Here is a 23726-nt window from a genome sequence, read left to right on the forward strand (position 1 = left end):
CGCTTATGGAAATGGATGCGGATCTTGATTAAGCTGTTCGATTGTCAGCGGCTGCTTCGCATATCCTAGTTCCACGGGAACCTGCAAAACCCTATCGAGTCCTGTAACGCGGGTCAGGTGATGACCGAATGTCATCGGCAGCATGCCCGGTATCAGCACTTTCACGCAATGTAATCCGTTCTTTTTCAGTTCCGGCGTCGTTTGATCCACGACAAGCACATCAAGGCCATGCTGTTGCAACTGTAAAAGCACGTCCTGTAGGTCATCCATTAAGTCGGCATGTTTCACCCCGGCCAAGAACTCCTCGTCGAACGTATGCAACGGCCGTCGATCATCCAATAAAAAGTGCAACCGTTCTTCCGCTTGCCGTAACCCAAACAGCATGCCATGATCATCCATCTGCTGGACTAGGTACGGGTCAGCGAGCATCTTCTCATACTCTTCCTGATTGGCCTCGAATTTATCGTCAAGGGTCAGCATCATGCCCGCCAACTCATGAATCGCACTTTTCGCCGCCCGGACGGGATCCAAATGGGCACCACCCGCGCAAATGAGGTTCAATCCTTTTCGTTTCCTGTTTTTCGCCATCGCCCAGACACTTGGAATGCCATGTTCCATCGTCGCGTTATACAAATGGATGTCATATCCCGCCGCTGCACGTGCCCGGTCCATCATCAATGCCAGTTCTTCATCATTCGCCGAATACGGGTCAAGGCGGGGAAGCGGGAGCTTAGCGTACCAGGTCAATAGAAAGGAATCGCGTTCCACCACTTCGAAAATCCCGTACAAAATCGCTTCTTCCAAACTGCCTCCTAATGCGCAGCCATTGGACGTTTCATAAACAAACCCCTCCCCGCAGCCCAAGCTATAATAAGCCACCAGCTCTGGAACCAAAATTGGACGCTCTTGTAAAAAAGAATAGCTCCAAACCCAGTTGATTGGGGAATCCGGATGAAAACGCTTGAAAGGAAAACCAGGCATTTCATACATTTCATCGGTGTGGACACCAAGCTTGCTGGGATCCAGGGCCTCATCTTTCAGATTATTGTAGCTGTCATGGACAACGGTCCGCTTTCCCCGGGGTTCAAGGCCACAGTACCGCTCCAATCCTTCCAAAATCGCAGTCATCTCGCTAACCGCGTAGGAATTCGTCCTCCCCGCTGTCCCTTCATCCCCCATGAACAAAGGAAGACTCACACTGACATCGGCAAATGGCGGCACAAGATCGACCATCTTATTATTCAGAAAACCCATCCGGGGATCGAGATAATCCTTGGCCAGCACCTGACTTAGCTCAGTCATTGAACGGGTGCGGTAGCCATCGGGATCCACCTTCGGACTTGGTTGTAACGAAATTCGGGCCGCCCTTGAAGAATCATCGGGAATGGGACTACAGACCGGGCAGATTGGATCCGCTAAAAAAGGATGCCAGGAAATATTCAGTGTCTTCATGTTGATCAAGGCTACAGCATATTCCGACCGGGCCCCAGTCCCTTCCGTCACCCGCTGCACCTCTTCTCCAATCAGGTAAGCCAATTGTAACAGTCCCGTGCGCGATGCCGCCGGGTCATCTTGCTTCCCTCCATTCTCCTGCAATTGCTTTTGGATGGCCCACATTTCTTTCCGATCGCGCCCCGCCATGAGATGCCGTAGATCCGCGCATTGCGAGCACCCTTCCTTCTCTATCCGCACTAGTGGCCCAACCATCCCTTCACCAAATGACACAAAGCCCCGTAACCATGGAATGTCGAGGACTTCCTCCGCCTTTAGGTGGGCAGAAGGATCCCAGGCATCCTGCAGCACGAGAGCCAGTTCAGCCGTTTCGGGTATCTCTGTCAAAAAGTCGACCTGGCGAATGATTTCGTATTGGACTGACAATATTCCGTACACCAGGTCCGCCAGCACTCCTTCTCCGATCATCAAGATGACAGGCTTCACCTTGATCCCTCCTCTCGCAGCAACACACCAAATACCCCTGCCAGCTCCTCTTTCAAAACAGGTTCCAATTCCAGTTCGAAGGCCAATAGCCGCTTTCCGTTCCAATCCAGCACTTGCAAGGCCTCCTGTAGCACTTCCGATTCTCTTGATCCTTCATACGACGCAATCCTAAGTGTCAACGGCGTCCTATTTTCCATTAGTACGGATGAAGCTCTCAAACCCTGCTTCTTGTAGCCCCCCTTTTCGTTTTGAATGACCATGAGTGCCTGCTGTAAAGCATTCCGTAAAGCCTGTGTACTATTCAACCCTACACATCCGTACCACTCATCCCCCGTACCGACCCATACGACAGGGAAACCGAATACTTCCTCTCCTAACGCAATCACGGGGTCACCTGCCATTCTAGTCAACGCCTGCAAGTAATACCGGCAGCGCTCATCGTCTATGACCTCCAACTGAATTCGACCACAGGCGTGCTTTTCGTTGCTTCGCTTGGTTAATTCCTCGTCCAAACACTTGTACAACCCCCGGCACATACACTCCGCGAACGTCTCTCCCGTACCAACTCCGACGAATCCTTCTACACCTACTCCATCCCATTGAGGTAAAGTCGGACCAAGATGGCTGACCGTTTCCGTGGCATACACTTCGACTCCCGTTAAGCCCGCTTCCCTCCTCGCTTCTTCATGCAATAATTCCGAGCAAATGATCGCTTGCAACAATTCAGCTGGACCCTCCGACATCGGATCAACCACTTGGATACGGCATTGAGCTAACGGCAGTTGCTTCAGCTCTCCTTCTTCCCAGCTATGGAAGATGCCCGATTGGCTGGAAGTCATTCGGCCAAAGGACATAAACAACTTACCCCGTTCGCCTCGGCTTGATTGCTGATTCAGTCTCAAGTCGAAATCCGTCACCCATCTTGCAGCCGCCGTGCCCGTGACAAACGGGTGGGGCAAAAAGGTGTGCCAGCTTCCTTCCAAGGTTTCCATATCAAGCAGGTAAAATTGATTGCTCTGATCCGATTCGCTCACTCCCGTACTCCTTTTGAATAACTCGAACGCCAGTACATTTGCGAGGAGCGCACCCGCCGTGGAGGAAAAAGAGGCAGCCTCTTGATCGGTAATCAGGGAAGACTGATGTAAACGGCGCCAGGCAGACTCCCAGCAGGAAAGCGATTCCCCGTTCACCATCGGACCGGCAAGACCAATTTGATTCAGACTCAGTGCAGGGAAAAACATCTTCTCTTCTTGCCTGCAAGCCGCGTGCAGCGCCCGCAGTTCCTCCACCTCTCCATCTTGTGACACAGACACGATATAATCATATGGCCGGATTATTTCCTGCCAAGCTCTTTCCCCCTCCTGACTCTGGGAAACCTCCTCCACCGCCACGTCCTCGTCTGTTGTACGGAAATGGGCAACAATTTCATTCAGTCGCTTTCTATTCGTCGATTCCGAATCCTTTATATGAATATGAAAAGCAGGCAATCCAGATTCAAGCAACGCGGATACCAGTGATACGAAAAACGGACCTGAACCAATCGCCAATACTTTCAGCTGACGATAATCCTGAAAACGACGGGCTCCCGAATCGCCGACACTATCCAAAAACGCAATCTGAGACGCATACTTATCCACAATCCGATCCGTCAACTGGTGTGGGGCATCTTGACTGATATCCCGAACGAACCCGTTCTTGTACAGAACTTCGGCAATCTCCATGACCCGATTCCGGTATGGGCCAGGCAATCCATCCGTCAAATCACTCAATGCATGTTCCCCGTTAAACATGGGTATTAACTGTTCAATCCATTGAACGATGGTACGTCCTTCCATACGGAAAGAACTTACATTATTCCGAAAATACACTCCCCCATTTGGTTCAGGGAGAAAAAACGTATCCCTATTCACTTTCAGACGCATAGAAGGGGTCAAATTCTTCATCTCGAACCTCCTAACCAACAAGCTTTACTTAGCTATCCCTCTAATCGTATGTATGACAATTTGTCTCTTATGTCTAATTCCATGGAGAAAAGCCCCTGCAGGCATTCTGCAGGGGTCGGTTCTTCTCTGAAAATCGATTAGCGACCGCAACGACCGCAGCGTCCACACCCTCCGCAACGTCCACATCCGCCACACCCTCCGATGCCTCCGAAGAAAAAGCATCCTAAACAACCAAGGCAACCAAAACACCCTAACGGGATAAGACGGGAATCTTCCATGGAATGCTGATGCTGAAATTGATTCGGATCCCAAGGGACCGGCTGACTGGCCTGGAACTGTGGGTCGACATTCAACATTTGAAGCTGATTTTGAAACTCATTCATGTATAAAACCTCCATATTTGAATTAATGAAAAATAACGAAGGAGTACTGAAAAAAAATAGTCTATAGGTTTTTCAATCTTTCAAGTACTCCTCCACACAAAATATGTACTCGGAATGGGTATTGCTACTGATTCAGATGCCCATTTTCATGCGTTCCCCCGAAATCTTCACGGAATATTTACTTATCAAAGGCGAACAGCAAAGTAGTGCACGAGCCATCAACGAATCTATTTATCTGGAATTCATTGACCCACTTTTGTTAAATCCTTACAATGATTCAAGAAAGATATTTTGCACTTGATAGAGAAAGGAAAATGAGAAGATGCGAAAAAGACATAAGATAATTAGTTTCATACTGACCATACTGCTCGTCCTGACAAGTGTTTCCGGAGTTGTGTTGGGAAACGAACAGGCGTCAAGAAAACTGGATTCTTCCGCTATTGATGAGTTTATGGCAAATGAAATCGAGCGGCTCAAGATTCCGGGAGCTTCATTGGCCATCGTAGAGGGAGATCGGGTGGAATACGTGCAAGGATATGGTGTGGCCAACCAAAATGGAACTGAAATGACTTCGGAAACCCCCATTGTTTCTTGGGTCCGTCAGTAAATCATTTACGGCACTTGCCCTTATGCAGTTAGTGGATCAGGGAAAAATACGAGTACAAGATCCCGTGCAATTGTACATCCCCTGGTTTCATCTTGACGATAAGGAGGCTTCTCGGAAAATCAAGATTCAGCACTTACTGAATCATACGAGCGGTCTTTCCACATATGACGGCCAAGTGGCTATCTCACAGGGAGATAAGACATTGAAAGAACATGTCAAAGGCTTGGCAGAGATTGAATTGAAGCACCCTGCCGGTGACCGCTATGAATATTCGAATCTAAATTACAACATCTTAGGTTTAGTCATTGAGGAAGTGACAAATCTATCATATAAAGACTATCTAAATGAATTCATATTCAAGCCGCTTGAAATGAAGAATACCTACGCTGACCCTAAAGATGTTGCAAACCATGCCATTGCGGGCGGTTATCAGACGGTATTTGGATGGAAGCTACCGACCAAGCAATTGAAACACGAGGGATCGGTTCCTTCCGGTTACATCATTTCTAGTGCGGAAGATATGGCAAATTATATGATCGCCCAATTGAATCATGGCACATTCAATGGAAAAGGCATTTTATCGAAGAATGGCATGAACACCTTGCATCAGCCATCATCATACATAGGGGATGATACGTACTACGCAATGGGATGGGAAGTGAAGGATGATGAAATCTCCCATAATGGATGGACAGAAAACACCTACTCAAAAGTGATCTTAGACGGGCAGTATGGCATCAGCTTACAGATTAATTCAATGGATTATTTCAACCTCAATGAATATGATTCGATCATAAGCGGAGTGAACAAGCTCGTACATCATGAAGAACCCCCTAGCCCCACTGACCACCCATTTATGAAATATGCAGTGATTGATCTGATTATATTGGGATTCGTGACCCTGATTGTCTGGTCAGTCTATAGAATATTCAAACCTAAATCACGAGAAGTACACGGATTCCTCCGTATTCTCCATATGATGTTCCTCGTCATGGTTTACTGGCTGATTCCGTTGAGTATTTTAATCAATTTCCCTTATCTATTCGGTCCTTTATCTACAGTTACACTATTTGCTCCTGGAATCGGTCACCTATTATTTGGACTGCCTTTGCTCCTCTTGATCGTGGGAATCGTTACGTTGGGGAAAGGCATACGAGCTGCACGGAAAACCACTTTGAATGCATGAAAAACGATGGTTGGGATTCACACCATCGTTCCACAAAAAACCTTTCGTACTAATAATATATACCAAAGTAAAAAATTTCCGTTATCCGAAAGGTTCGTGATATAATCATTTATCGCTAAAAAGCCAAATAAACTGATGGATTTTTCCGAAAATTCATTCATTGAGGGAGTGAACGACATGGAGAACAAAGAACAGACGATTTTTGCCCATAAGGGAAACACGATTGAAACAGAAGATAGAGAGATTACGATCCTTACTAGATTAGAAGAACCGCTCATCGCCGTTTTGGGGAATGTGTTAAGTGACGAAGAGTGTGATGAATTAATCAGTTTGTCCAAAGATAAACTGAACCGTTCCAAAATCGGGGATACACGCGAAGTAAATGAGATGCGGACAAGCAGTAGCATGTACTTTCAAGACAAGGAAAATGACCTCATCACGACCATTGAAAAAAGAGTTTCTTCTATTATGAATGTACCCGTTGAACATGGGGATGGTATTCAAATTCTAAAGTATACCCCTGGTCAAGAGTATAAGGCCCATTATGATTTTTTCGCCTCTTCCAGTAAAGCCGCGAAAAATAATAGGATCAGCACGATCATCATGTACTTGAATGATGTGGAGGAAGGCGGGGAAACGTTCTTCCCTAAACTAAATCTCTCGGTATCCCCCCAAAAGGGAATGGCCGTGTACTTCGAGTATTTCTATGATGATCAACATATAAATGAACAAACCTTACACGGTGGAGCCCCCGTCATAACAGGAGAAAAATGGGTAGCGACACAATGGATGAGAAAACAGAAACAGAACTAGACAAAAACATCCATGCCAGCGTGCCTTCAAGCTGTAAGTAGAGGTAAAAGGGAAGCTTTTGGGAACAGCACCCTCCCAAAAGCTGTCAAACACTCTCTTCAGTCTTCTTTCATGTTAAAGTTAACGTTGATATTTAAAGAAAAAACGCAACTTCCATAAATCTGAAAGTTGCGTTGTCTTTATTATTGAACTAAAGCACCCGAAAAACTCAATGTCTTATTCTTCTTAATTCGATAATGCACTAAGACATATCTTCGTTCCTATTATTTTTTACAATTAACTTAATCCCCCACCTAATAATTCCAATAACGAGTATGAGGACACCGTTAGCTATTGTTATAAGCCCTATAATTGCACCACTATATCCGGCACCCTCTCCAGTTCCCCCTGAATTCCAATCATAAAAGTGAAGAAATAATGCGCCACTTGAAAAACCAAAAACCGGAGCAAGTATCATCATAATGATGCCAGATATAATAAGATTCAGCTTTCCTTTTTTAGACAATGTAAAAATAGCGATATTAAGCGATATTATGACTATGATAAATAAAGATAAAATCAGAGCGTCCAAAGAATTCCCCCTTAGTCAAAACTTCACCGAAAAAAACATCCTTATCAACACGTTCTGTCCCTTACTTTAATGCCTTTGACACTTATAGAAGCTCCAATAGTGAGCAAATTAACCAATTTTAATAAACAAAAATCCATTACGGCTTTTGAACTAAACTGCTTCGCTAGCTTAAGTATATTTTTTACAAACTTCTTCTTATTTTAACATGAATATCCATTTAAGGTGAAAGTAAATTTAAACAGATGTGTTGGCTATCCGTCATCACGAGGACTTCCCTTTAATAGGGCATTCGTTCCATAGGATTCATCAAAGAAGACCACTTATTCGGTGATCTTTTTTATTTAAAACCCTTATGATTTGTGTGCTGTTCCTCCTTCACATCCATCACCAATGTCGATTCATTCTAAATCCGAATCAACCAAAATGGCCCATTCACCTCCATCGGGCCTAATGTTTCGTATCGTAATTTTTTATTGACTTTAAAAAAGGATTCGAGTAGACTGATGAAGCGGTTCAATTAAAGTACTCAAATTAAAGTAGTTAAACCAGAATACATGTAAAGAAGGATGGATGCAACAAATGAAGTTTACTTATAAACATTTCTTAAAGAAACAAGGTTCCATTGCTGCCATTTTCATGGGGATTTTCTATGGCCTTTGTATGCTAGGCATTTTCTTACCTGGTTATTCGGCCATTCCAGGAAATATCGATCAATTACCGGTGGCCATCGTCAATGATGATGCTGGTGAATACGGAGACAAGATTGCCAGCCAATTGAAAGAAAACTTACCGTTTAAAGAAATCGAAACGGATATAACAAATAAACAAGCATTAAAAGATCTGAATAAGAATGATTTGGCGCTAGTCGTACACATCCCGAAAACATTCTCTGCCGATATGCAAAATGGCGAAACGTCATCAAGCATCGACTTTACAGTGAATGAAGCGGGACCAACCGTTGTTTCCTCAACTATGACTTCCGTCGTTACGGAAATTAACAATCAGTTGAGCGCACAATTCTCAGAGCAAACTGCTCAAGGCGTATTGATGAACTTCAATTTACCGGAAGAAAAAGCGGCTGAAATGGCCAAACAAATCGAAACGGCCTATGCAGGAAACATCGTCACGATCAATGAAGTGCCAGACGGCATGCACCATAATATGCTGCCGATGTTCTTGACGATGGCAGGTTATGTAGGTGCCATGATCGGTGCTATGCAATTAGTGACCTCATTCAGACAGAGCCGTGGAAAAGCGAGCAAGACACGACTATTCATGTATGTACAGATGACTGCCTTATTGGTTGCCGTCGTTTCCTCATTCGTTGCTCTAGGCATCACTTATTTAGTGAATGAACCAAGTGGAGATCTATTCTTCAGCACGCTAGGTCAGCAAATCTTGAACTATATGGTATGTTTCAACTTTACAGCCATTTTGGTATTCTTGGTTGGCGATGGCGGTATGGTGTTAAACATCCCGATCTTATTAACACAAACCATCGCAAATGGTGCCACCGTGTCACGTGATATGATGTATGCACCGTATGAATGGATGAGTCACATTTCACCGATGTATTACTCGGTGCAAGCATACTTTGCCAACCTATACAGCACCACGAGCCCAAGTCCATTTATTTGGTCCATGGTAGCGGTCGGCCTGGGTGCCATGTTCATCAACATTCTCATCGTGGCCTTTGTCCATAAAAAAGTCCCATTGGATAGTCAAATAACACAACCGGAAACGGAAGCTGTAAAGACTGCTTAAATACCCGCTTCGTTTGCTATAATAAGGATAACCGTTTTCTGAAGGAGCTTAGAGATGCCCATTCAAGTTTTCATATTAAGCAAACTGATGAAGGATAATAATTATCCATATAAATTAAAAAAGCAGCTGTCTGAACCGATCCCTTTTGATCAACTGGGTGGGCTGACGGAGAGTAAACTGTATTACCATTTTGATTCGCTAGTCAAACAAGGCTTAATCGAGATAGTCGAAATCATTAAAGAAGATCATCGACCTGATAAACAAGTATTCGGGATTACCGCTAAAGGCCGTGAAGAGCTTCCGAAAAAAATCTACAAGTTGTTTGAACAAGCCAGTTCCATTAGTGATATGGTGGTGGGGCTTGCCTACATCAAATATGTAGACCGTGATAAGGTCGTCGAAATCCTGAAAAACAACAAAAAGAAGTTCCTTGCAAAGTGGGAACAAATTGCGGATTTTGAAAAACAGATCAAGATGGAAAAAGACCATGATAAAGAAAAGCTAGTGGAATATTTAGGTGAATACTTTTCTTCCCGAACAGATCACACCATTCACTGGCTTGATGAGGTAATCAAACGGATTCAACAAGGGGAATTATAAAGAAAAAACTGTACCTTCATTGTTAGACACACCTAACAATCGGAGGTACAGTTTTTTTTTCATGGAACAAGCCTTGCGCTCCTTCAAGGAGTACGCACGGCTTGTTTTATTTCTTCGGCAAATCTATATTCGTGAACTGATCGACGGGAACAATCTCTTCTTCCATGTCCATCACCTTCAAGATGACCCGGTCCCCTACCTTGGTCAAGACTACATCGGACAATCCTTGAACGGAAGGATCGATCGAGAACCTTTTGTTGCTGCCCTCTACAAGGAGATAGAACATATATCCACTCGAAAGATTGGCATCGTTGATCCTGATGACTTTCCCTTTGACCTCTTTCATTTCAAATCCTTTTTGGGGCGTCACGCCATTGACTTTCCCTAAGGAGGCGATCAGTTTCTTATAGTTCCGGAATGCTTCATCTTTGTTCTTCCCGAAAGCTACTTGAGGATTGTCGCTATTCGCATACACGATGGCCACCCCTTGGAACTTGCTGCCTTTTGTAACGGGGATTACATAGGTCGGTGCCCCGTATATCGTATAGAACACGCCATTGGTCGCTTTCCATCCTGGATATTTGGATAAGAATTCACTCGCATTGGCATTCGATTTTGCTTCTTTACCGGTTAAAACGGATGTCACGCCTTTATAATATGTCATTTCACCCGTCTTGGCGTTGAACACACCGTAACCTACCAGCGTTTTCGAGTTCCCTTTCGATTTGGCCCTCGTGAAATCGACGACATAAATCAACTCGCCTTTATCATTAAAGGTGACTTGCATATTTTCCTCATTCGGAATTAAGACATCCTTTTTCGGACCGATGAGTGATTGGTTTTTCCACCCGTGAACATATTTTCCCCAATAGCTCCAATACTCTAGAGCTGTTTCCTCAGTGAAGGTTCTGTCCACCCATTTCGGTTCTTTTCCTAATGGATAGAAGGTCGTGTCACCCGTTTCCGGATTCACCACTACCACCCCATCCACGACGGACCCACTTCTGTATTTCAAGTAATGGCCAACCGAAGCTACAAAGAAAGGCTTGCCTTCTTCATCTGGCTCCAGGTATGAATCGTAGATGACTTTGGTTGGATACGCCTTATGAATCTGTCTATCTACATCATAATCCAAATACTGTGACGGGGCATATAGCATCTTCCCTTTCACCGTGCTTGCGCCTTTATCGGTCGCTATGGCCGAAATCAAGTTATATCCTGGCGTGTATTCGGCTTTTCCAGCTTTCAGGAATCCGTCCATTTCAATGGGAGAGGTATACGTCAATTCGCCATTGATATTGGTCAGGCGGTATTCGCCTTCCGTGAAATATGAGGCATTCTGGATTTTATTAATGGCAGCATCGCCCTTTGCATCGGCCATCTTCACCGTCACGAGTGGCATCGTTTTAATATCTTGGACTTCCTCTAGTTTATTCTTCTTTACGACATCGGCCAATCCATGAAGGTTCCCGGCAATCGTAAGGGGATAAAACAGCATGATCACCCAAGTGGCAATCAGCAATAAACCGATGATATACATGGCATGGACATTCCAAGGCGTCCTCACTCGCTTCGAAACACCTTGTTTCCGGTCACGTCTTTTTAGGGAAGGTTCTTTATCCCTCGATAGGTACAAGCTTGCATCCACGATAAGGAACAACCCAAATACTATGGCCAAGTTGGAAAAGAACGCTTCAACCGTTTGGTCTAGTAGATTAATATCGATGATGATAAATAAAATGATAGCGGCCAGTAATAGTCGCAGCACCTGTTCAGTGAAAAAGAGCCAATCTTTTTTCCTGATGGCTATGGACCACCTTTGCGGAATGAGGGAAAGTCCCAATAAAGCAAACGGAAGCTTCGTCACGATCCCTTTTAAGATGAATACGAGTAATGAAAATATCATGATTGCAAAAAAACTCCCTTTATCTATTTTTCTAATTCTACCTAATTTTAACACAACCCATCACCCCACTTTTGCCTCTCCCCCACAAACCTATCCATTTTCGGAAAAAATATTTTTAGAGCATGCTACTTTTTCCTTTTTAAAGTTTATATAGACGGTGAAGTGGTCCTTTTCGAACGCTTCCATATGAAAGGTATATCATACCCTCTGCCCAATGGATGAAGGCGGATACTAAAAGGAGACGGAACCGGATGATTTATGAAGAAACGTACCACTACTTATTGAAGCATGTATCTTCCACTGAATTTGATGCGTGTTTGTACGCTTTGCTGCATAGTGATTGGGATGGGGTCATTCAGAGCCCGCTTCATGCAATGGCAGGCAGTTTGGGGACATCGGAAAAATATCTGAAGCAGATCATCAGGAAATTCACGTCACCAAAAGGGGACCTTCCGCAGGTTTTCGTACCCGTTCAACAAGATGGGGACACTTTATATAAGTTCAACCTTGGACCGACAAGTAACCTTGGCTTTAACTGGAAGACCGATCGTTATTGCAAGAAATACCGTTTCTTTTATCATGAGGCTTTCAAAGGGTTGACGATTTCGGCAAAACGTCTGTTGCTGATGGCCGCTTACCGGATGTCGGTTTCAAAATCGGAAGAAGTGATGTTCGATTATCATGAATTCGTTTCGGACTCCACTTCCCTATTCACAAGACAGCGCCTGTTCGAAGCGATGGATGCCATCTATGAAGCAGGCTTAGGCGATCTCGTTACGATTGCTTTCACAAGTAAGGCTTTCTCCAAGAAAGAAGTGATGATGTTTACCTTTAAGGAAGGGACGCTTGGCGAATATCGCGAAAATCGTGGCGAGCGGGCAGGACTGCGCCGGACCATTTTCAATGCGGGCTTTCCTGGCCATATCAGCGATGCCGTCTGCATGGAGTTGGAACGGGTCGGGAAGTATGTTTTCCGCTCGTTTCTTAACGATGCAAAGAAAGCGGAAACGCCGAACGATACGCAAAAGGAACTGCTGACCCTTGGACGATTCGTCTATTCACAAGCACTCAAGAAATTCGGCAAGGCCTTACGTGCCAACAAACCTTTGCTCACTGAACCAAAACAGGCATCGGCTTATTTAAGCACGATTGTCTATAATGAAACATTAGAACAAATGGCGAAGTATGCGCACCAGGCCGAGTCCATCAAGTCCCTGCTTGACCGTGAACATTTTCATAAAGAGATTTCAGAGAAGGCACTTGGACGGGAAGTGAACTATATGGAAGTGAACCACCACATCGAACCGATCCGCCTCAAGTTTCAGCAAGCGGACTTCATCTATTCCATACTGAACGGCTGGTGCGAAGAGTGGCTCATTTCCCGCGTGAAGACGGCGACCGAGACAATCGAGACGAATGAGGAAATGACTGTACCGACAACCAACCCGGTACCCACAAGGACCGCTTCGGAATATATCATAGCGCTTAGAAATGATACATATGATCAATTGGACAAACTGCTCGCTTTAATCGGAAAGTTCGGCAACGCGGCGGTATCACCGTCCAACCAGCAATATACACTCACGAGGAAAAAGGAAACCATCCAATCCTATTTCGCCATTCAACGAGATCGGCTCGATGCCTTTGCTCTATCCTCTTCTTAACAACACACTACCTTCCTAAGCTAGTGTGTTTTCCTCTGCTTTTTTAAATCCCTTAAAGCATTTCAACGCATACTCTTTTGCCCGCAAATACATACTCGATTTCACACGCAAAGTGGATGGGAATGGAAGGTACGAGACTCCTGCGGGAAATGTGCGTCTAGGGGAGACACCACAGGCGAAGCCGAGGAGGCTCCCCGACCGACCGCGGAAAGCGAGTGCCTGAAGTGGAAATCAACGTTACATCGAACAAGCCACAAAATAAACAAACATATTCATCGAGTTTGTTTACAGTTTAAAGAGAGCAGATCCGCTCTCTTTTTTGTGTCTTCTAAAGCATCTGTGGATAAAAGCAATTGGCTGTGAATTAAAGAATTTCGCCTGTGGATTGTGGATATCCACCTGTGGATGTCGGCTGATAGGATGTGAGTTGTGGGTGGTAGATGTGGATGGTGAATAGTAGCTGTAAATGATAAAAGAGGTAGTCTCAAAACCCAGTGATACCAAGGGCTTTTGCATGCAAGTTATCTAAGGGTCTAAAGAATGGGTCTGAAAAGAAAGAACTGAAAAAGATCCTGAATAATCGTTTGAATAAGGAGATGATCTCGTTCCATCACTTAGGAAAAAATGAATGTCCTTTCATCCTTTCTTTTTTCTTAAGAATGTTAAAAGCGCGTCGATAGAATCAACACGCCCGAACCTTTTAATGCAACATGATGGATCCACCGTCTACCATCAACGTTTGACCAGTAATATATTTACTATCATCGGAAGCTAAGAATACAGCCACGCGACCGATGTCTTCCTCGGGATCACCCAAGCGTCCCACCGGAATGCCCGCCAGCATCCCTTCATACATATCGGGATGCGCTTTGGCCCAAGCTTGCACACCTTCCGAGTTGGCTATCGGAGAAATGAGATTGATGGTGATGCCAAATCCGCCAAGCTCATTGGCCGTGACACGGGTAAGACCACGAATCGCTTCTTTTGCCGCTGCATAGGCCGCTTGTGTCGGCTGCCCTTTAATCCCCGCTCCTGAAGCGAAGTTGATAATATTCCCCTTCGTTTCTTTTAGATGGGGAACGGCCGCCTGCATTAAATAGAAAGTTGGATAAAATCCGGTATTGAATGATAGATCCAAATTCTCTCTAGTCGTTTCCATAAAGGGAATTTGTCTCGATACATGGGCATTATTAACGAGCACATTCAGCTTTCCGTATTTCTCCACAACCTGGTCCACTAACCCTTTCAGCTCATCATGCTTCGTTAAATCGAATCGAATGAACATCGAATCAGGTGAGTGTTGTTGCAACGAGGCTTCCACTTTCCTTCCTGTTTCTTCATTCACATCGACAATGACAACATTTGCGCCCTCTTTCGCCATCGCATGCGCCATACCAGCACCGATTCCACCAGCACCACCAGTAATCAAGACCACTTTATCTTCTAATTTTTTCATATAAACACCTTCCTTCACCATGATTATTGCTTTTTCTAGTAATAAAATCAAAAATTTGTCTCTATATAATTAAACTACCCTTAAAACATATCCCTTATCAATCCCACGACCATGGGATTAAGTCGATGCACACGTTGTTTTCTCACCTGGCATCCTCTATTGATTGTTTATCGTTAAAAAATCCAACAAAAAAACGCTGAATCAGATCAACGTTTTTTTTGTTGGATTTCATGATGAATATTATTCTAAATGGTCCACAGCATATTGAGCTTCTTCAAAATAGGTCCTTCTCCACTACTCAAAAAAGGCATTCGAGTCGAAGCTCAAATGCCTTTTTGTGATTTTCCCTCTATATTATTATGCTTCAACAGCCATTTCTACTAAGCGTTGTGCAGAAGCTTTCACTTCTTCCAATCCTGCAGAAATGATTTCTTGTGCTTTATCAGGCATTGCATTGTGTCCTTCGATGATGACCTCATCGATGATTTCCATGCCGAAGATGCCGCCAAATACGTTGCGCATGTAGTTAACAGCCATTTCCATTGGAGCCGCTTCCGGTGTTGAGTAAACTCCGCCACGAGCGTTTAGGAAGATTGCTTTTTTGTCTGTCATTAATTGAACCATGTTCCCATTTGCATCATATTTGAATGCGAATCCTGCCGCAAAGACATAGTCAATGAACGTATGCAATTTAGCCGGGATGGTTAAGTTCCATAATGGGAACGCGAATACCACTACGTCCGCTGCAGTGATTGCGTCCATCGCTTTTTGTTTAGCAGCCAAAAGACGTGATTCTATATCCGTTAACTCTCCGCCTGTTTGCACTTTGCCGAACGCGTTGAAAATTTCTTGTCCGAAGTACGGTGTATCTTCTTCATACACATCATACGTTGTTACGTTTACGTCTTTGCCTTCTAATGAAGCCATGAACGTTTCGTACATTTTGCTTGAGATTCCTTCTGTTGCCGGACGATTATTGGCTTTCACTACTAATACATTCATTATTCATTCTCCTCATTTATCTTATATATAGTTATTTTTAAATAATGTATCTTTATTTCAAGATAATTATATTTTGTCTCATTGACCTTGTTCTGTCAATTAATTAGATTAGTTTTCATTATACATTTATTATATTTTGAATAATAATATCTTCATGTATGCACCACTTCCGCTATTAAAAACCGCTCGGCCTTTAAGGCTAAGCGGTTCTGTTCTAATCTTGACTTTGGCCAGGATGGCTTCGCTTATGTCTTTCCGCAGAATATTCTTTGCCGTGTGCTTCATGTTCGGCAATGATGGCTTCTTCTGGAATGTGGTTATTCTTCTTCGGTGAACTGATGCGATTACGATGCTTTTTCCCCATGATCATCCCCCCTTTAAGTAAAGGATAAGCATATCTTGTCCGGTAATTAGAAAAACATGTATAGGGCAGGATTCCTCTTCTCAAGGTCGAATAACAAAAATGGAAGGGGATGATTCAGATGTTTCCGATACTCGAGACAGAAAGGCTGACCTTAAGGGAAATTACCGAAAGCGATAGCCAAGAAATCTACCGGTGCTTTTCCAATGATGACCTTACGCGTTTTTACGGGCAAGATTCATTCGAAAGTATCGAACAGGCAAGGGAAATCATTGGAAAATTCGCTGAGAACTATAAGGAGAAACGGGCCATCCGTTGGGGAATCGAAAGAAAAGGGATACCTGGACTGATTGGGACGATCGGATTTCACGCCTACCTTCCGAAAAACAGAAGAGCGGAAATTGGCTATGAACTCCATCCGGATCATTGGCATCAAGGGTATATGACGGAGGCGCTCAAAGAAATACTAGCCTTCGGTTTCAATGAGCTTGGTCTAACGCGAATCGGTGCGGTGGTATTTACCGAAAATGTTCCATCCAGTCACGTTTTGAAAAAGGCAGGCTTTGCCGAGGAAGGGATCCTTCGAAAGTACATGTATCAAAACGGGGTCCCGCACGATACGTATATGTATTCTTTGATCAAGTAGGGGATGCACAAAGAGACTGCCCCAAGCTTGATCTTGGGCAGCCTCTGATTTCCTATTTCTCGTTGGACTCCATCGATAACGGCATTTCCACCATGTAGAACTTGTTTTTTCTCCGTAATCCCGATCAAAATATAACCGATATGGAGAGATTACTTCGTCTTGACTTATATGATTAAATAATCCTGCAAGGCCTGTTGTAACGTTCCTTTTGTTTCCGCTTTATTCCCAAAACATACACCAGCTCGTACCATTTTCGTGACGATTTCAGGACGTAGGCCAGTGATGACCGCTTTACATCCCATCATCGCCGTCCCATCCAGAATGTTCATTAACTTTCTTAGGACGGAAATTTCCATATCGATAATTCCCGATAAATCCAAGATCAGAACTTCTATCCCCAGTTTGCCTATCTCGATCAATACTTTTTCCTCGATGATATACATGCGTGATTCTTCCATATCCCCAATCAAGGGCAAGATGCAAATGCTTGGTGTAATCGGAATGATGGGGACGGATAAGTTCTCCACCAAGTGCTGTTGCGATAGGATCAAACGATCTTTATAATCCGAATATCGAATGAAGAAAGCTTTAAGAAATTGGTCGACCTGTTCATTCACTTTCTTCTCTAAATCGAAAAACACTTCCACGTTATTGAAGGTATCTTGTAATTGTTCATATTCATAAAGGAAATTCCATAGCGTTCTGCGAATGGCCTGAACCCATTCCAACTTGAATGAAAGTGTCAAGGAATGCGTAGCCCACGCTTCTCCTTCCTGTTCAGCAAAAGCGATGATGGCTTCTTCATTCTGTTCCACAATGTATCGAACCAGCTTATGCGCATTATTAAGAAGGTCCACATTCCCAATCAGCAGGATCTCCTCGATTTTCTCTCTAACATTGACTGCCTCTTCCAAAATTCGGTACTCGAAATCTTCCTTTTTATCTAGGAGGAACTCCATGATTTTGTCTTCTTCGTTAATGGGAAAACTCAACATACCCACTCCTTTTTCGTCACATCTGTACTCCTAGATTTCTCTGTGACAGGAGGTTTTTCCTGCTAAATACTAATAAAAAGTGGCTATCGGACAAAGAAAAAGTCGAATGGCTGTAGTGAACTTGTCCTACACGGGTGATATTTCGACCTCATTTTTAATGCCTCCTCCCCTTTTGTGATCAATTCGACCACGGAATCCCTTTATTCGACCACGTTTTGCGTTAATTCGACCACGGACCCCGTTTATTCAACCATAAACAAAAAATAAGCATAACTTTTCAGCTATGCTTACATGCACATCCCTATTTATTCGGTCGTTTCTTTTTCGTCTTCCTCATTATTGTCATCACGATAGATTTCCGAGATGCCATTCATCCCGTTCAAAAGCTGTTGCATCGTAAAATCTTCCCCGCCGACTAAATTATCTTCACGCTTTTGCTTTTCATCTTTTTTCAAATTTGATTGATCCATATGATATCACCTCCATGATATAGGGTGTCTTATCATGGAAGGAGTATGCATGAGTAGCCTTTTGCATATAAAAAAAAAGCCGCCATCATAAATATGCTGGCTGCCTCATGTATTACTTTCCTGTTGTTTTCACTGCTTTCACTTCATATAATCCGCCTTCTGAACTGACGATATAATCAGGCTTTGGCTTGCCAAGTTTGGCTTTATGTCCAGCAATGTGTGCATCGCTCTTCTCCCACTGCTTCCAGTATTCCTCTGACTCCCAGCGAATCATGATGATTACTTCCTCATCGCCCCGTCGCACTTTTTTGACCAATACACTTAGATCGACGAACCCTTCCTGCTTTTCAATCAAACCTTCTCTACTGAACTTTTGCACGATTTGATCAGCATGGCCTTCTGTTACTACTGTTTTTTTCATTTGCACGAACATCATGTATCGCCTTCTCTCTGTTATCTATTAACCAGTTTAATCAATAATGATTCTCACTGTCAATCAATAGTCATCAAGATGCTCATATTTTTTTAATGGATTGAATCCCTATGAGGAAATCACCACCCGTTACAATCAAAGTGAGTGCACAAAAAAATCGAAACCCCAGCGGGATTCCGATTTTTCCTACGTACTGTACCATCAATTCGTAATATCCTTTTTTTGAAAGAAGAAAAAGGTTAGCGCTAAAAATAGGAAATAATAGACGGCGAGCACACCTATAGAGAATCCAAGGGATGCCCCATCGAACATGTTCACCGTCTCAGAGATATATCCTCTTAAATCGAGATGCGGGAACAGGACAAACTTTAACCACTCATTTTTTTCTATGAACGACTGAATGATCGCAGTCAAAGTGGAAGAAGCAAATAAAATGAAGATGGCAATCCCCACTGCAAGGGCTTGGCTTTTAAATAATGTGCTTAACATGAAAGCGATGGCTGTGATCACCAAGAATCCAGGGATCCAATAGACCATCATATTCACAACATATTCGCCAACTAACACAGGTGCGAATCCAAAAGAAGTCGGATCCATGATTTTATCTGAATAGGAGCCATTTCCAAAGAACAAAAGACCGATTAGAAAACTGAATGCGAGTAAAATCACAAGCAATAATGCCGCAAATAAAAGGGACGTTATGTATTTGGATAGAAGGATCTTCCAACGTTTATACGGTCTGATCAACAACTGCTTAATTGTTCCATCCGAAAATTCGGAAGACACCAGGGAACTACAAACGATGACGACAAATAAAGTAATGAAGGATGTGATGGATGTCGTCCATTCGGCCATGTACGTCCAGTTCGTTTGAAGGTTCGGGTTTATGTTTTCCTTCAGAAGCTGTTCGTTGACTTCCATTTGTTCCTTGAAGAATTCCTTGTCTTCGTCATCAAATTCCGGACTTTTCATTTGTTTTTCCTGCTCTTTAATATCTGCACGCACATCCTGCTTCCAGTCTGCATCTTTATCGACTGGGTTCAGTTTACTTTCAATGAACGCCGAGCCGATTACCATTAATAGAAGGAAACCAATAAACACATAGCTCGATTTTTTTTGAAAAATCTTCATCCATTCATTTCGTATCAAGGACATCATACCGTTTCCCTCATTCCCTGCTGTGTTATTTCAAAGAACTTATCTTCTAGTGACTTTCTAGTAACCACGATTTCAAAGACATCGATTTGATTCTTTATGAAACTACTATTTATACGGGCCGTCTGTCCACGTGTCGCTGATACGGAAATGGATTCCGCATTATGCTTGATCATGGGAAGATTAGGAAACTCTTCTAGCAAAATCGTTTTTGCCCGCTCCCCATCGCTGACCGTAAAGGCCACTTCATGAATGTCTTCTTGTTTTTCTTCTATTCTCTTTTCTTCCGTATGGATCAGTTTACCCTTTTCGATAATGGCAAAGGTATCACACATTAATTGCATTTCTGAAAGGAGATGGGAAGAAATCAACACGCCCACGCCTTCACTTGCCAGCAGCTTCAAGTGATCACGGAATTCACGTATTCCTTGTGGATCCAAACCATTGGTCGGTTCATCAAAAATCAATAAAGATGGTTTATGTAAGATAGCCTGTGCTACACCAAGTCTTTGACGCATGCCTAATGAATACGTCTTCACCTTTTTATCGATGGCCTCTTCCAATTTTACGATCTTGATTACTTCTTCGATCCGCTCGGGAGTAATCTTATGGTGTGACATGCGGGCATAATGCATGATGTTCTTTCTGCCCGTCATATATTTATAGAACTCTGGATTTTCGACAATGGCCCCTAGCTGGTTCATTGCCCCTTCAAAATCCTTATCAAGATCATGCCCCTTGATCATGACGCTGCCGCCCGTACGATTAATAAGACCGGTGATCATCCGGATAATCGTCGTTTTCCCCGCTCCATTCGGACCAAGCAAACCGAATATTTCATTGCTTTTGATTTCAAAGCTCACATCATCGACAATGACGTTTTTCCCAATTTTTTTCTTCAAGGATTGAACCTTAAGAACTGTTTCCGACATAGTATACCTACCTTTTTTTTGAATTGACCTATAAGTCCACAACTAAAACGTACCATAATATCCACTTAATTTCCATCCGATTTGCAATTACGACTGCCAAAATATGTTGTATAGTTTCTTATAATTAAGCAGATTTTCCAATGGGAAATGTCATAGTTTTTATGCATACTATTAATCTATTAACGTAACACTTTTTGAGGGGAAATGGGTTGGAATGGTCTTAATGCCATCGAGACAATAACCATTCGTAACGAAGGAAACAGTAGCGGTGGTAGTGAATAAGGCGCCCCATACAAGTAATCGATTCATTCACCTCCCCCACTTAGTACAATCTATTTCTTTTACTCCATTCCTCCAAGGACATCATGGGAAAGTCCTCTTCGATATCCAATCGTAAAGGGGTGATCAATTCGAGGGAGTTCCCATCGGGATCTTGAAAGTATATGGCTGCGTGGGCATGGGGGTGATTCGGTAAAACAAGCGGTTGCCTATCAGGTGGAAAGTCGAAAGCTGTTTTTATCTGAATCCCCTTATCCCCCAGCCATTCTTTCGCATGCTCGATATCCTTCTTGTCCACATGTAAGGCGACATGCCTCAGCGAAGGGTGATAAGGGGTTTGCACTTGAACCGTTTCCCATAAGCCTAACCAACTACGACCCTTTTCGATCCAGAAGAAAGCTAGAGTATCATTTTGAAAGGCTAATTCCAACTCCAGTTTTTTATAAAATTCGATGGATCGAGCAAGGTTTGATACAGGTAGATGTGCTTCATACAGGCCTTTGATCATGCGTTGGCCCTCCTCTTCTTTTCATATGAGAGGGGTCGTCCCCCTTCAACTCTTCGTTTTATCGATGATGCGGATCGGGTTTCCCGAGCGATCTTGAAAGATGGCGTACCTACCTGGTGGGATATCACATGGTTCCTTCACGAAATCCAATGTGCTGTTTTCACGGTAGAACCGGTCCACACTATCCACGATAAAAACGCCACCAGCCGAGTATCCTTCCTCATCATCTTCAAGCATTAACTGCACATCACTATCCGGAAGCTTCAGTGCAACCGTATGGTCCCCTTCCTGCCAAGCTTCCTCAAATCCCAACACTTCCCGATAGTAACGGGATGAACCTTTTAAATATTTGACTGGATGACATAAAAAAGCTAATTTCATTTTCTCGCCTCCCATTTTTTCATTATTTCTTTTGGACAATGACAATCGAGGGATTCAATTTCTTTAATTCTTCAAGGAACTTTTCACGATTTTCCGGGGAAATGAGCACCATTTTTCCATTCCCATATAGGATTTCCAACCGATCGAGTGAAAGCGCTGGCGAAGAAAGTGGATTAAATGTTCTCCTTATCGATTTGATTTCATAGACCGGGATGATTTTATGAATGAATGCAGACCGAACGACCAGACTATTCCTTTCAATGACATAATAGGTCGTAAACCATATCCAAAGAATCAAACCTGCGACTGGCACGCCTATATATATACTTGTCAGATCTTGATCCGTGAAAAGCGGGATGAAGACTGCGATGATGATCCCGAAGAAGACGGGGTAAGTCCACCAATCTTTCTTTGATTGAAATTTCATTAAAACTCTCCTTTTACTCGTTTTGGGATGGTCAAACTCTCCCAGGCATCCCCCTTTAGCAGCTTGGCTATATAGACGATCTGGCCGATATGGTAGGAATAGTGATACAGTTGCCGCTCAAGGGCCTCAATCAAGGTATGGGGTTCTTTTCTAATGAATATGTCTCGAAGCAGATGTTCCTTCTTGATGGCATGCAAGGAATAAAGAAGGACATTCCATCCCTTTTCCCACACTTCGATCAACTCTTTTCGACTGGTGATGGCGGGCTCGAATTCCGCATCCCGGTCCCTCGTCGGTTTCTCCCCATCCGTATATAAAAAGTCCGTCCACCGGGAAACCATATTCCCGCTCATATGCTTCACGATCGTGGCAATGCTATTGGATTGCTCATTCGGGGACCAAAAAAACATCTCCTCATCCAGCTGCTCCATCGCCTGATCCGCTGTATATTTCATATCCTTAAACCGCCGTTTAAACACCCTAATATATTCAGAAGAAATATCGTTTGACATCTCACCATCCCCTTTGTATGTATTTCTCTATGGAAGGGGAATTTCCTTCTCAGAAACGCTGATTGAATGGGATAAGTTTTTACCTTATAAAGTAAATGACCGGAATAATAATTTCCTATATAATGGTAATTATTATTAAGAAAAGAGATGATAAAATGGAGAATCCATTCGAAAATTTCCCTACTTTAGAAACAGAACGCCTGATCCTGAGGAAGATAACGTGGGAAGATGCTGAAGATATTCATGTTTACGGCTCTGATGAAGAAGTGACAAAATACGTGACGTGGGAAAACCATAAGACACTGGCAGATACTAGAGATTTTATTGAATTTGCCATGACACAGTATGAGAATAAGCATGTCGCTCCATGGGGAATTCAGTATAAAGAGACTGGGAAGATCATCGGAACCATTGATTTTGTCTCATGGCTGGTCGGGCATCGTGTGGCCGAAATCGGTTATGTACTTTCTCCAGATTATTGGGGAAAAGGAATCATGACAGAAGCGGCCAATGAAGTGATTGCCTTTGGCTTTAACCGGATGAATGTCGTTCGAATTCAAGCAAGATGTTTCGTGGAGAATACAGGATCCGCCCGGGTGATGGAGAAAATAGGGATGTCCTTTGAAGGAACCTTGAGAAAAACCATCTTCGTAAAAGGCAAACATCGAGATCTTAACATGTACTCCATACTACAAAAAGAGTTCTCCTCTCTTCATCAGCCCAAAATGGAAAATAACATTTAAGCAGCTTGTCCTTTCAAGCTGCTTTAGTTGGAGGAATGATAAGTACCCACT

At 43.4% G+C, this 23726-nt stretch carries 26 protein-coding genes; 8 read left to right on the plus strand and 18 right to left on the minus strand.

Annotation, left to right across the window (positions count from 1 at the left end; genetic code table 11):
- Positions 1 to 3: 3 nt before the first annotated feature.
- The 3 genes from ACQKL0_RS11145 to ACQKL0_RS11155 form a co-directional block, all read right to left on the minus strand.
- A complete protein-coding gene (locus tag ACQKL0_RS11145; protein ID WP_427687851.1) occupies positions 4 to 1920 on the minus strand; it encodes a TOMM precursor leader peptide-binding protein in 1917 nt (638 codons plus the stop codon).
- Positions 1921 to 1934: 14 nt separating this feature from the next.
- Positions 1935 to 3881 carry a putative thiazole-containing bacteriocin maturation protein gene (locus tag ACQKL0_RS11150; RefSeq protein WP_427687590.1) on the minus strand — a complete coding sequence of 649 codons (1947 nt, stop codon included), beginning with the start codon at positions 3879 to 3881 and terminating at the stop codon, positions 1935 to 1937.
- Between the two features lie 137 nt (positions 3882 to 4018).
- Positions 4019 to 4264, minus strand: coding sequence for a hypothetical protein (locus tag ACQKL0_RS11155; RefSeq protein WP_427687592.1), 246 nt, complete (start codon positions 4262 to 4264; stop codon positions 4019 to 4021).
- Between the two features lie 322 nt (positions 4265 to 4586).
- Here ACQKL0_RS11155 and ACQKL0_RS11160 point away from each other — a divergent pair, with 322 nt between their 5' ends.
- From ACQKL0_RS11160 to ACQKL0_RS11170, 3 genes are all read left to right on the plus strand, one after another.
- Positions 4587 to 4871 carry a hypothetical protein gene (locus ACQKL0_RS11160; RefSeq protein WP_427687594.1) on the plus strand — a complete coding sequence of 95 codons (285 nt, stop codon included), beginning with the start codon at positions 4587 to 4589 and terminating at the stop codon, positions 4869 to 4871.
- Positions 4849 to 6057, plus strand: coding sequence for a serine hydrolase domain-containing protein (locus ACQKL0_RS11165; protein WP_427687596.1), 1209 nt, complete (start codon positions 4849 to 4851; stop codon positions 6055 to 6057). Before ACQKL0_RS11160 ends, ACQKL0_RS11165 begins: the two co-directional genes overlap by 23 nt.
- A gap of 177 nt (positions 6058 to 6234) precedes the next feature.
- Positions 6235 to 6870: a 2OG-Fe(II) oxygenase gene (locus ACQKL0_RS11170; RefSeq protein WP_427687598.1), complete on the plus strand. Its 636-nt coding sequence runs from the start codon at positions 6235 to 6237 to the stop codon at positions 6868 to 6870.
- A gap of 241 nt (positions 6871 to 7111) precedes the next feature.
- On the opposite strand, the gene ACQKL0_RS11175 is transcribed toward ACQKL0_RS11170, so the two are convergent.
- Complete coding sequence (locus ACQKL0_RS11175; RefSeq protein ID WP_427687600.1) at positions 7112 to 7441, minus strand: inner-membrane translocator; 330 nt, start codon at positions 7439 to 7441, stop codon at positions 7112 to 7114.
- A gap of 579 nt (positions 7442 to 8020) precedes the next feature.
- Here ACQKL0_RS11175 and ACQKL0_RS11180 point away from each other — a divergent pair.
- On the plus strand, positions 8021 to 9205 hold the full coding sequence (locus ACQKL0_RS11180; RefSeq protein WP_427687601.1) for a YhgE/Pip domain-containing protein: 1185 nt from the start codon (positions 8021 to 8023) through the stop codon (positions 9203 to 9205).
- Between the two features lie 54 nt (positions 9206 to 9259).
- Positions 9260 to 9805 (plus strand): PadR family transcriptional regulator, encoded by a 546-nt coding sequence (locus ACQKL0_RS11185; RefSeq protein WP_427687603.1) that lies wholly within the window; start codon positions 9260 to 9262, stop codon positions 9803 to 9805.
- Positions 9806 to 9911: 106 nt separating this feature from the next.
- Here ACQKL0_RS11185 and ACQKL0_RS11190 read toward each other — a convergent pair whose 3' ends face one another.
- Complete coding sequence (locus ACQKL0_RS11190; protein WP_427687605.1) at positions 9912 to 11711, minus strand: hypothetical protein; 1800 nt, start codon at positions 11709 to 11711, stop codon at positions 9912 to 9914.
- Positions 11712 to 11962: 251 nt separating this feature from the next.
- Between ACQKL0_RS11190 and ACQKL0_RS11195 the strand changes: the two genes are divergently transcribed.
- Entirely contained in the window at positions 11963 to 13375 is a 1413-nt protein-coding gene (locus ACQKL0_RS11195) for a hypothetical protein (RefSeq protein ID WP_427687607.1), read from the plus strand.
- Positions 13376 to 14075: 700 nt separating this feature from the next.
- On the opposite strand, the gene ACQKL0_RS11200 is transcribed toward ACQKL0_RS11195, so the two are convergent.
- The 3 genes from ACQKL0_RS11200 to ACQKL0_RS11210 all read right to left on the minus strand — a co-directional run bounded on the left by ACQKL0_RS11200 (position 14076) and on the right by ACQKL0_RS11210 (position 16197).
- Positions 14076 to 14831 carry an SDR family NAD(P)-dependent oxidoreductase gene (locus ACQKL0_RS11200; RefSeq protein WP_427687609.1) on the minus strand — a complete coding sequence of 252 codons (756 nt, stop codon included), beginning with the start codon at positions 14829 to 14831 and terminating at the stop codon, positions 14076 to 14078.
- Between the two features lie 357 nt (positions 14832 to 15188).
- Positions 15189 to 15833: an FMN-dependent NADH-azoreductase gene (locus tag ACQKL0_RS11205; RefSeq protein ID WP_427687611.1), complete on the minus strand. Its 645-nt coding sequence runs from the start codon at positions 15831 to 15833 to the stop codon at positions 15189 to 15191.
- Positions 15834 to 16047: 214 nt separating this feature from the next.
- The gene (locus tag ACQKL0_RS11210) at positions 16048 to 16197 is read right to left on the minus strand and encodes a hypothetical protein (protein WP_427687613.1); all 150 of its coding nucleotides are present in this window, start codon (positions 16195 to 16197) and stop codon (positions 16048 to 16050) included.
- A gap of 118 nt (positions 16198 to 16315) precedes the next feature.
- Here ACQKL0_RS11210 and ACQKL0_RS11215 point away from each other — a divergent pair, with 118 nt between their 5' ends.
- The gene (locus ACQKL0_RS11215) at positions 16316 to 16840 is read left to right on the plus strand and encodes a GNAT family N-acetyltransferase (RefSeq protein ID WP_427687615.1); all 525 of its coding nucleotides are present in this window, start codon (positions 16316 to 16318) and stop codon (positions 16838 to 16840) included.
- Between the two features lie 164 nt (positions 16841 to 17004).
- Here the strand turns inward: ACQKL0_RS11215 and ACQKL0_RS11220 are convergent, their stop codons facing one another.
- The 10 genes from ACQKL0_RS11220 to ACQKL0_RS11265 form a co-directional block, all read right to left on the minus strand.
- Entirely contained in the window at positions 17005 to 17832 is an 828-nt protein-coding gene (locus ACQKL0_RS11220; RefSeq protein WP_427687617.1) for an STAS domain-containing protein, read from the minus strand.
- A gap of 308 nt (positions 17833 to 18140) precedes the next feature.
- Positions 18141 to 18305: a hypothetical protein gene (locus ACQKL0_RS11225; RefSeq protein WP_427687619.1), complete on the minus strand. Its 165-nt coding sequence runs from the start codon at positions 18303 to 18305 to the stop codon at positions 18141 to 18143.
- A 112-nt stretch (positions 18306 to 18417) separates the two neighbouring features.
- Positions 18418 to 18738 (minus strand): antibiotic biosynthesis monooxygenase, encoded by a 321-nt coding sequence (locus ACQKL0_RS11230; RefSeq protein ID WP_427687853.1) that lies wholly within the window; start codon positions 18736 to 18738, stop codon positions 18418 to 18420.
- A gap of 201 nt (positions 18739 to 18939) precedes the next feature.
- A complete protein-coding gene (locus tag ACQKL0_RS11235; RefSeq protein WP_427687621.1) occupies positions 18940 to 19896 on the minus strand; it encodes an ABC transporter permease in 957 nt (318 codons plus the stop codon).
- Positions 19893 to 20825 (minus strand): ABC transporter ATP-binding protein, encoded by a 933-nt coding sequence (locus tag ACQKL0_RS11240; protein ID WP_427687623.1) that lies wholly within the window; start codon positions 20823 to 20825, stop codon positions 19893 to 19895. The genes ACQKL0_RS11235 and ACQKL0_RS11240 overlap by 4 nt, the downstream gene beginning before the upstream one ends.
- 171 nt (positions 20826 to 20996) lie before the next feature.
- Positions 20997 to 21134 (minus strand): hypothetical protein, encoded by a 138-nt coding sequence (locus ACQKL0_RS11245; RefSeq protein WP_427687625.1) that lies wholly within the window; start codon positions 21132 to 21134, stop codon positions 20997 to 20999.
- Positions 21135 to 21147: 13 nt separating this feature from the next.
- On the minus strand, positions 21148 to 21612 hold the full coding sequence (locus tag ACQKL0_RS11250; protein WP_427687627.1) for a VOC family protein: 465 nt from the start codon (positions 21610 to 21612) through the stop codon (positions 21148 to 21150).
- Positions 21613 to 21657: 45 nt separating this feature from the next.
- Positions 21658 to 21993, minus strand: coding sequence for a VOC family protein (locus tag ACQKL0_RS11255; protein WP_427687628.1), 336 nt, complete (start codon positions 21991 to 21993; stop codon positions 21658 to 21660).
- A 22-nt stretch (positions 21994 to 22015) separates the two neighbouring features.
- Positions 22016 to 22420 carry a PH domain-containing protein gene (locus ACQKL0_RS11260; RefSeq protein ID WP_427687630.1) on the minus strand — a complete coding sequence of 135 codons (405 nt, stop codon included), beginning with the start codon at positions 22418 to 22420 and terminating at the stop codon, positions 22016 to 22018.
- Positions 22420 to 22932, minus strand: a complete 513-nt coding sequence (locus tag ACQKL0_RS11265) for a DUF1572 family protein (protein ID WP_427687632.1) — start codon at positions 22930 to 22932, stop codon at positions 22420 to 22422. Before ACQKL0_RS11265 ends, ACQKL0_RS11260 begins: the two co-directional genes overlap by 1 nt.
- A 155-nt stretch (positions 22933 to 23087) precedes the next feature.
- Between ACQKL0_RS11265 and ACQKL0_RS11270 the strand changes: the two genes are divergently transcribed.
- Positions 23088 to 23675, plus strand: coding sequence for a GNAT family N-acetyltransferase (locus ACQKL0_RS11270; protein ID WP_427687634.1), 588 nt, complete (start codon positions 23088 to 23090; stop codon positions 23673 to 23675).
- Positions 23676 to 23726 lie beyond the last annotated feature (51 nt).

Source organism: Peribacillus sp. NPDC097264 (assembly GCF_050277925.1).
GTDB lineage: Bacteria > Bacillota > Bacilli > Bacillales > DSM-1321 > Peribacillus.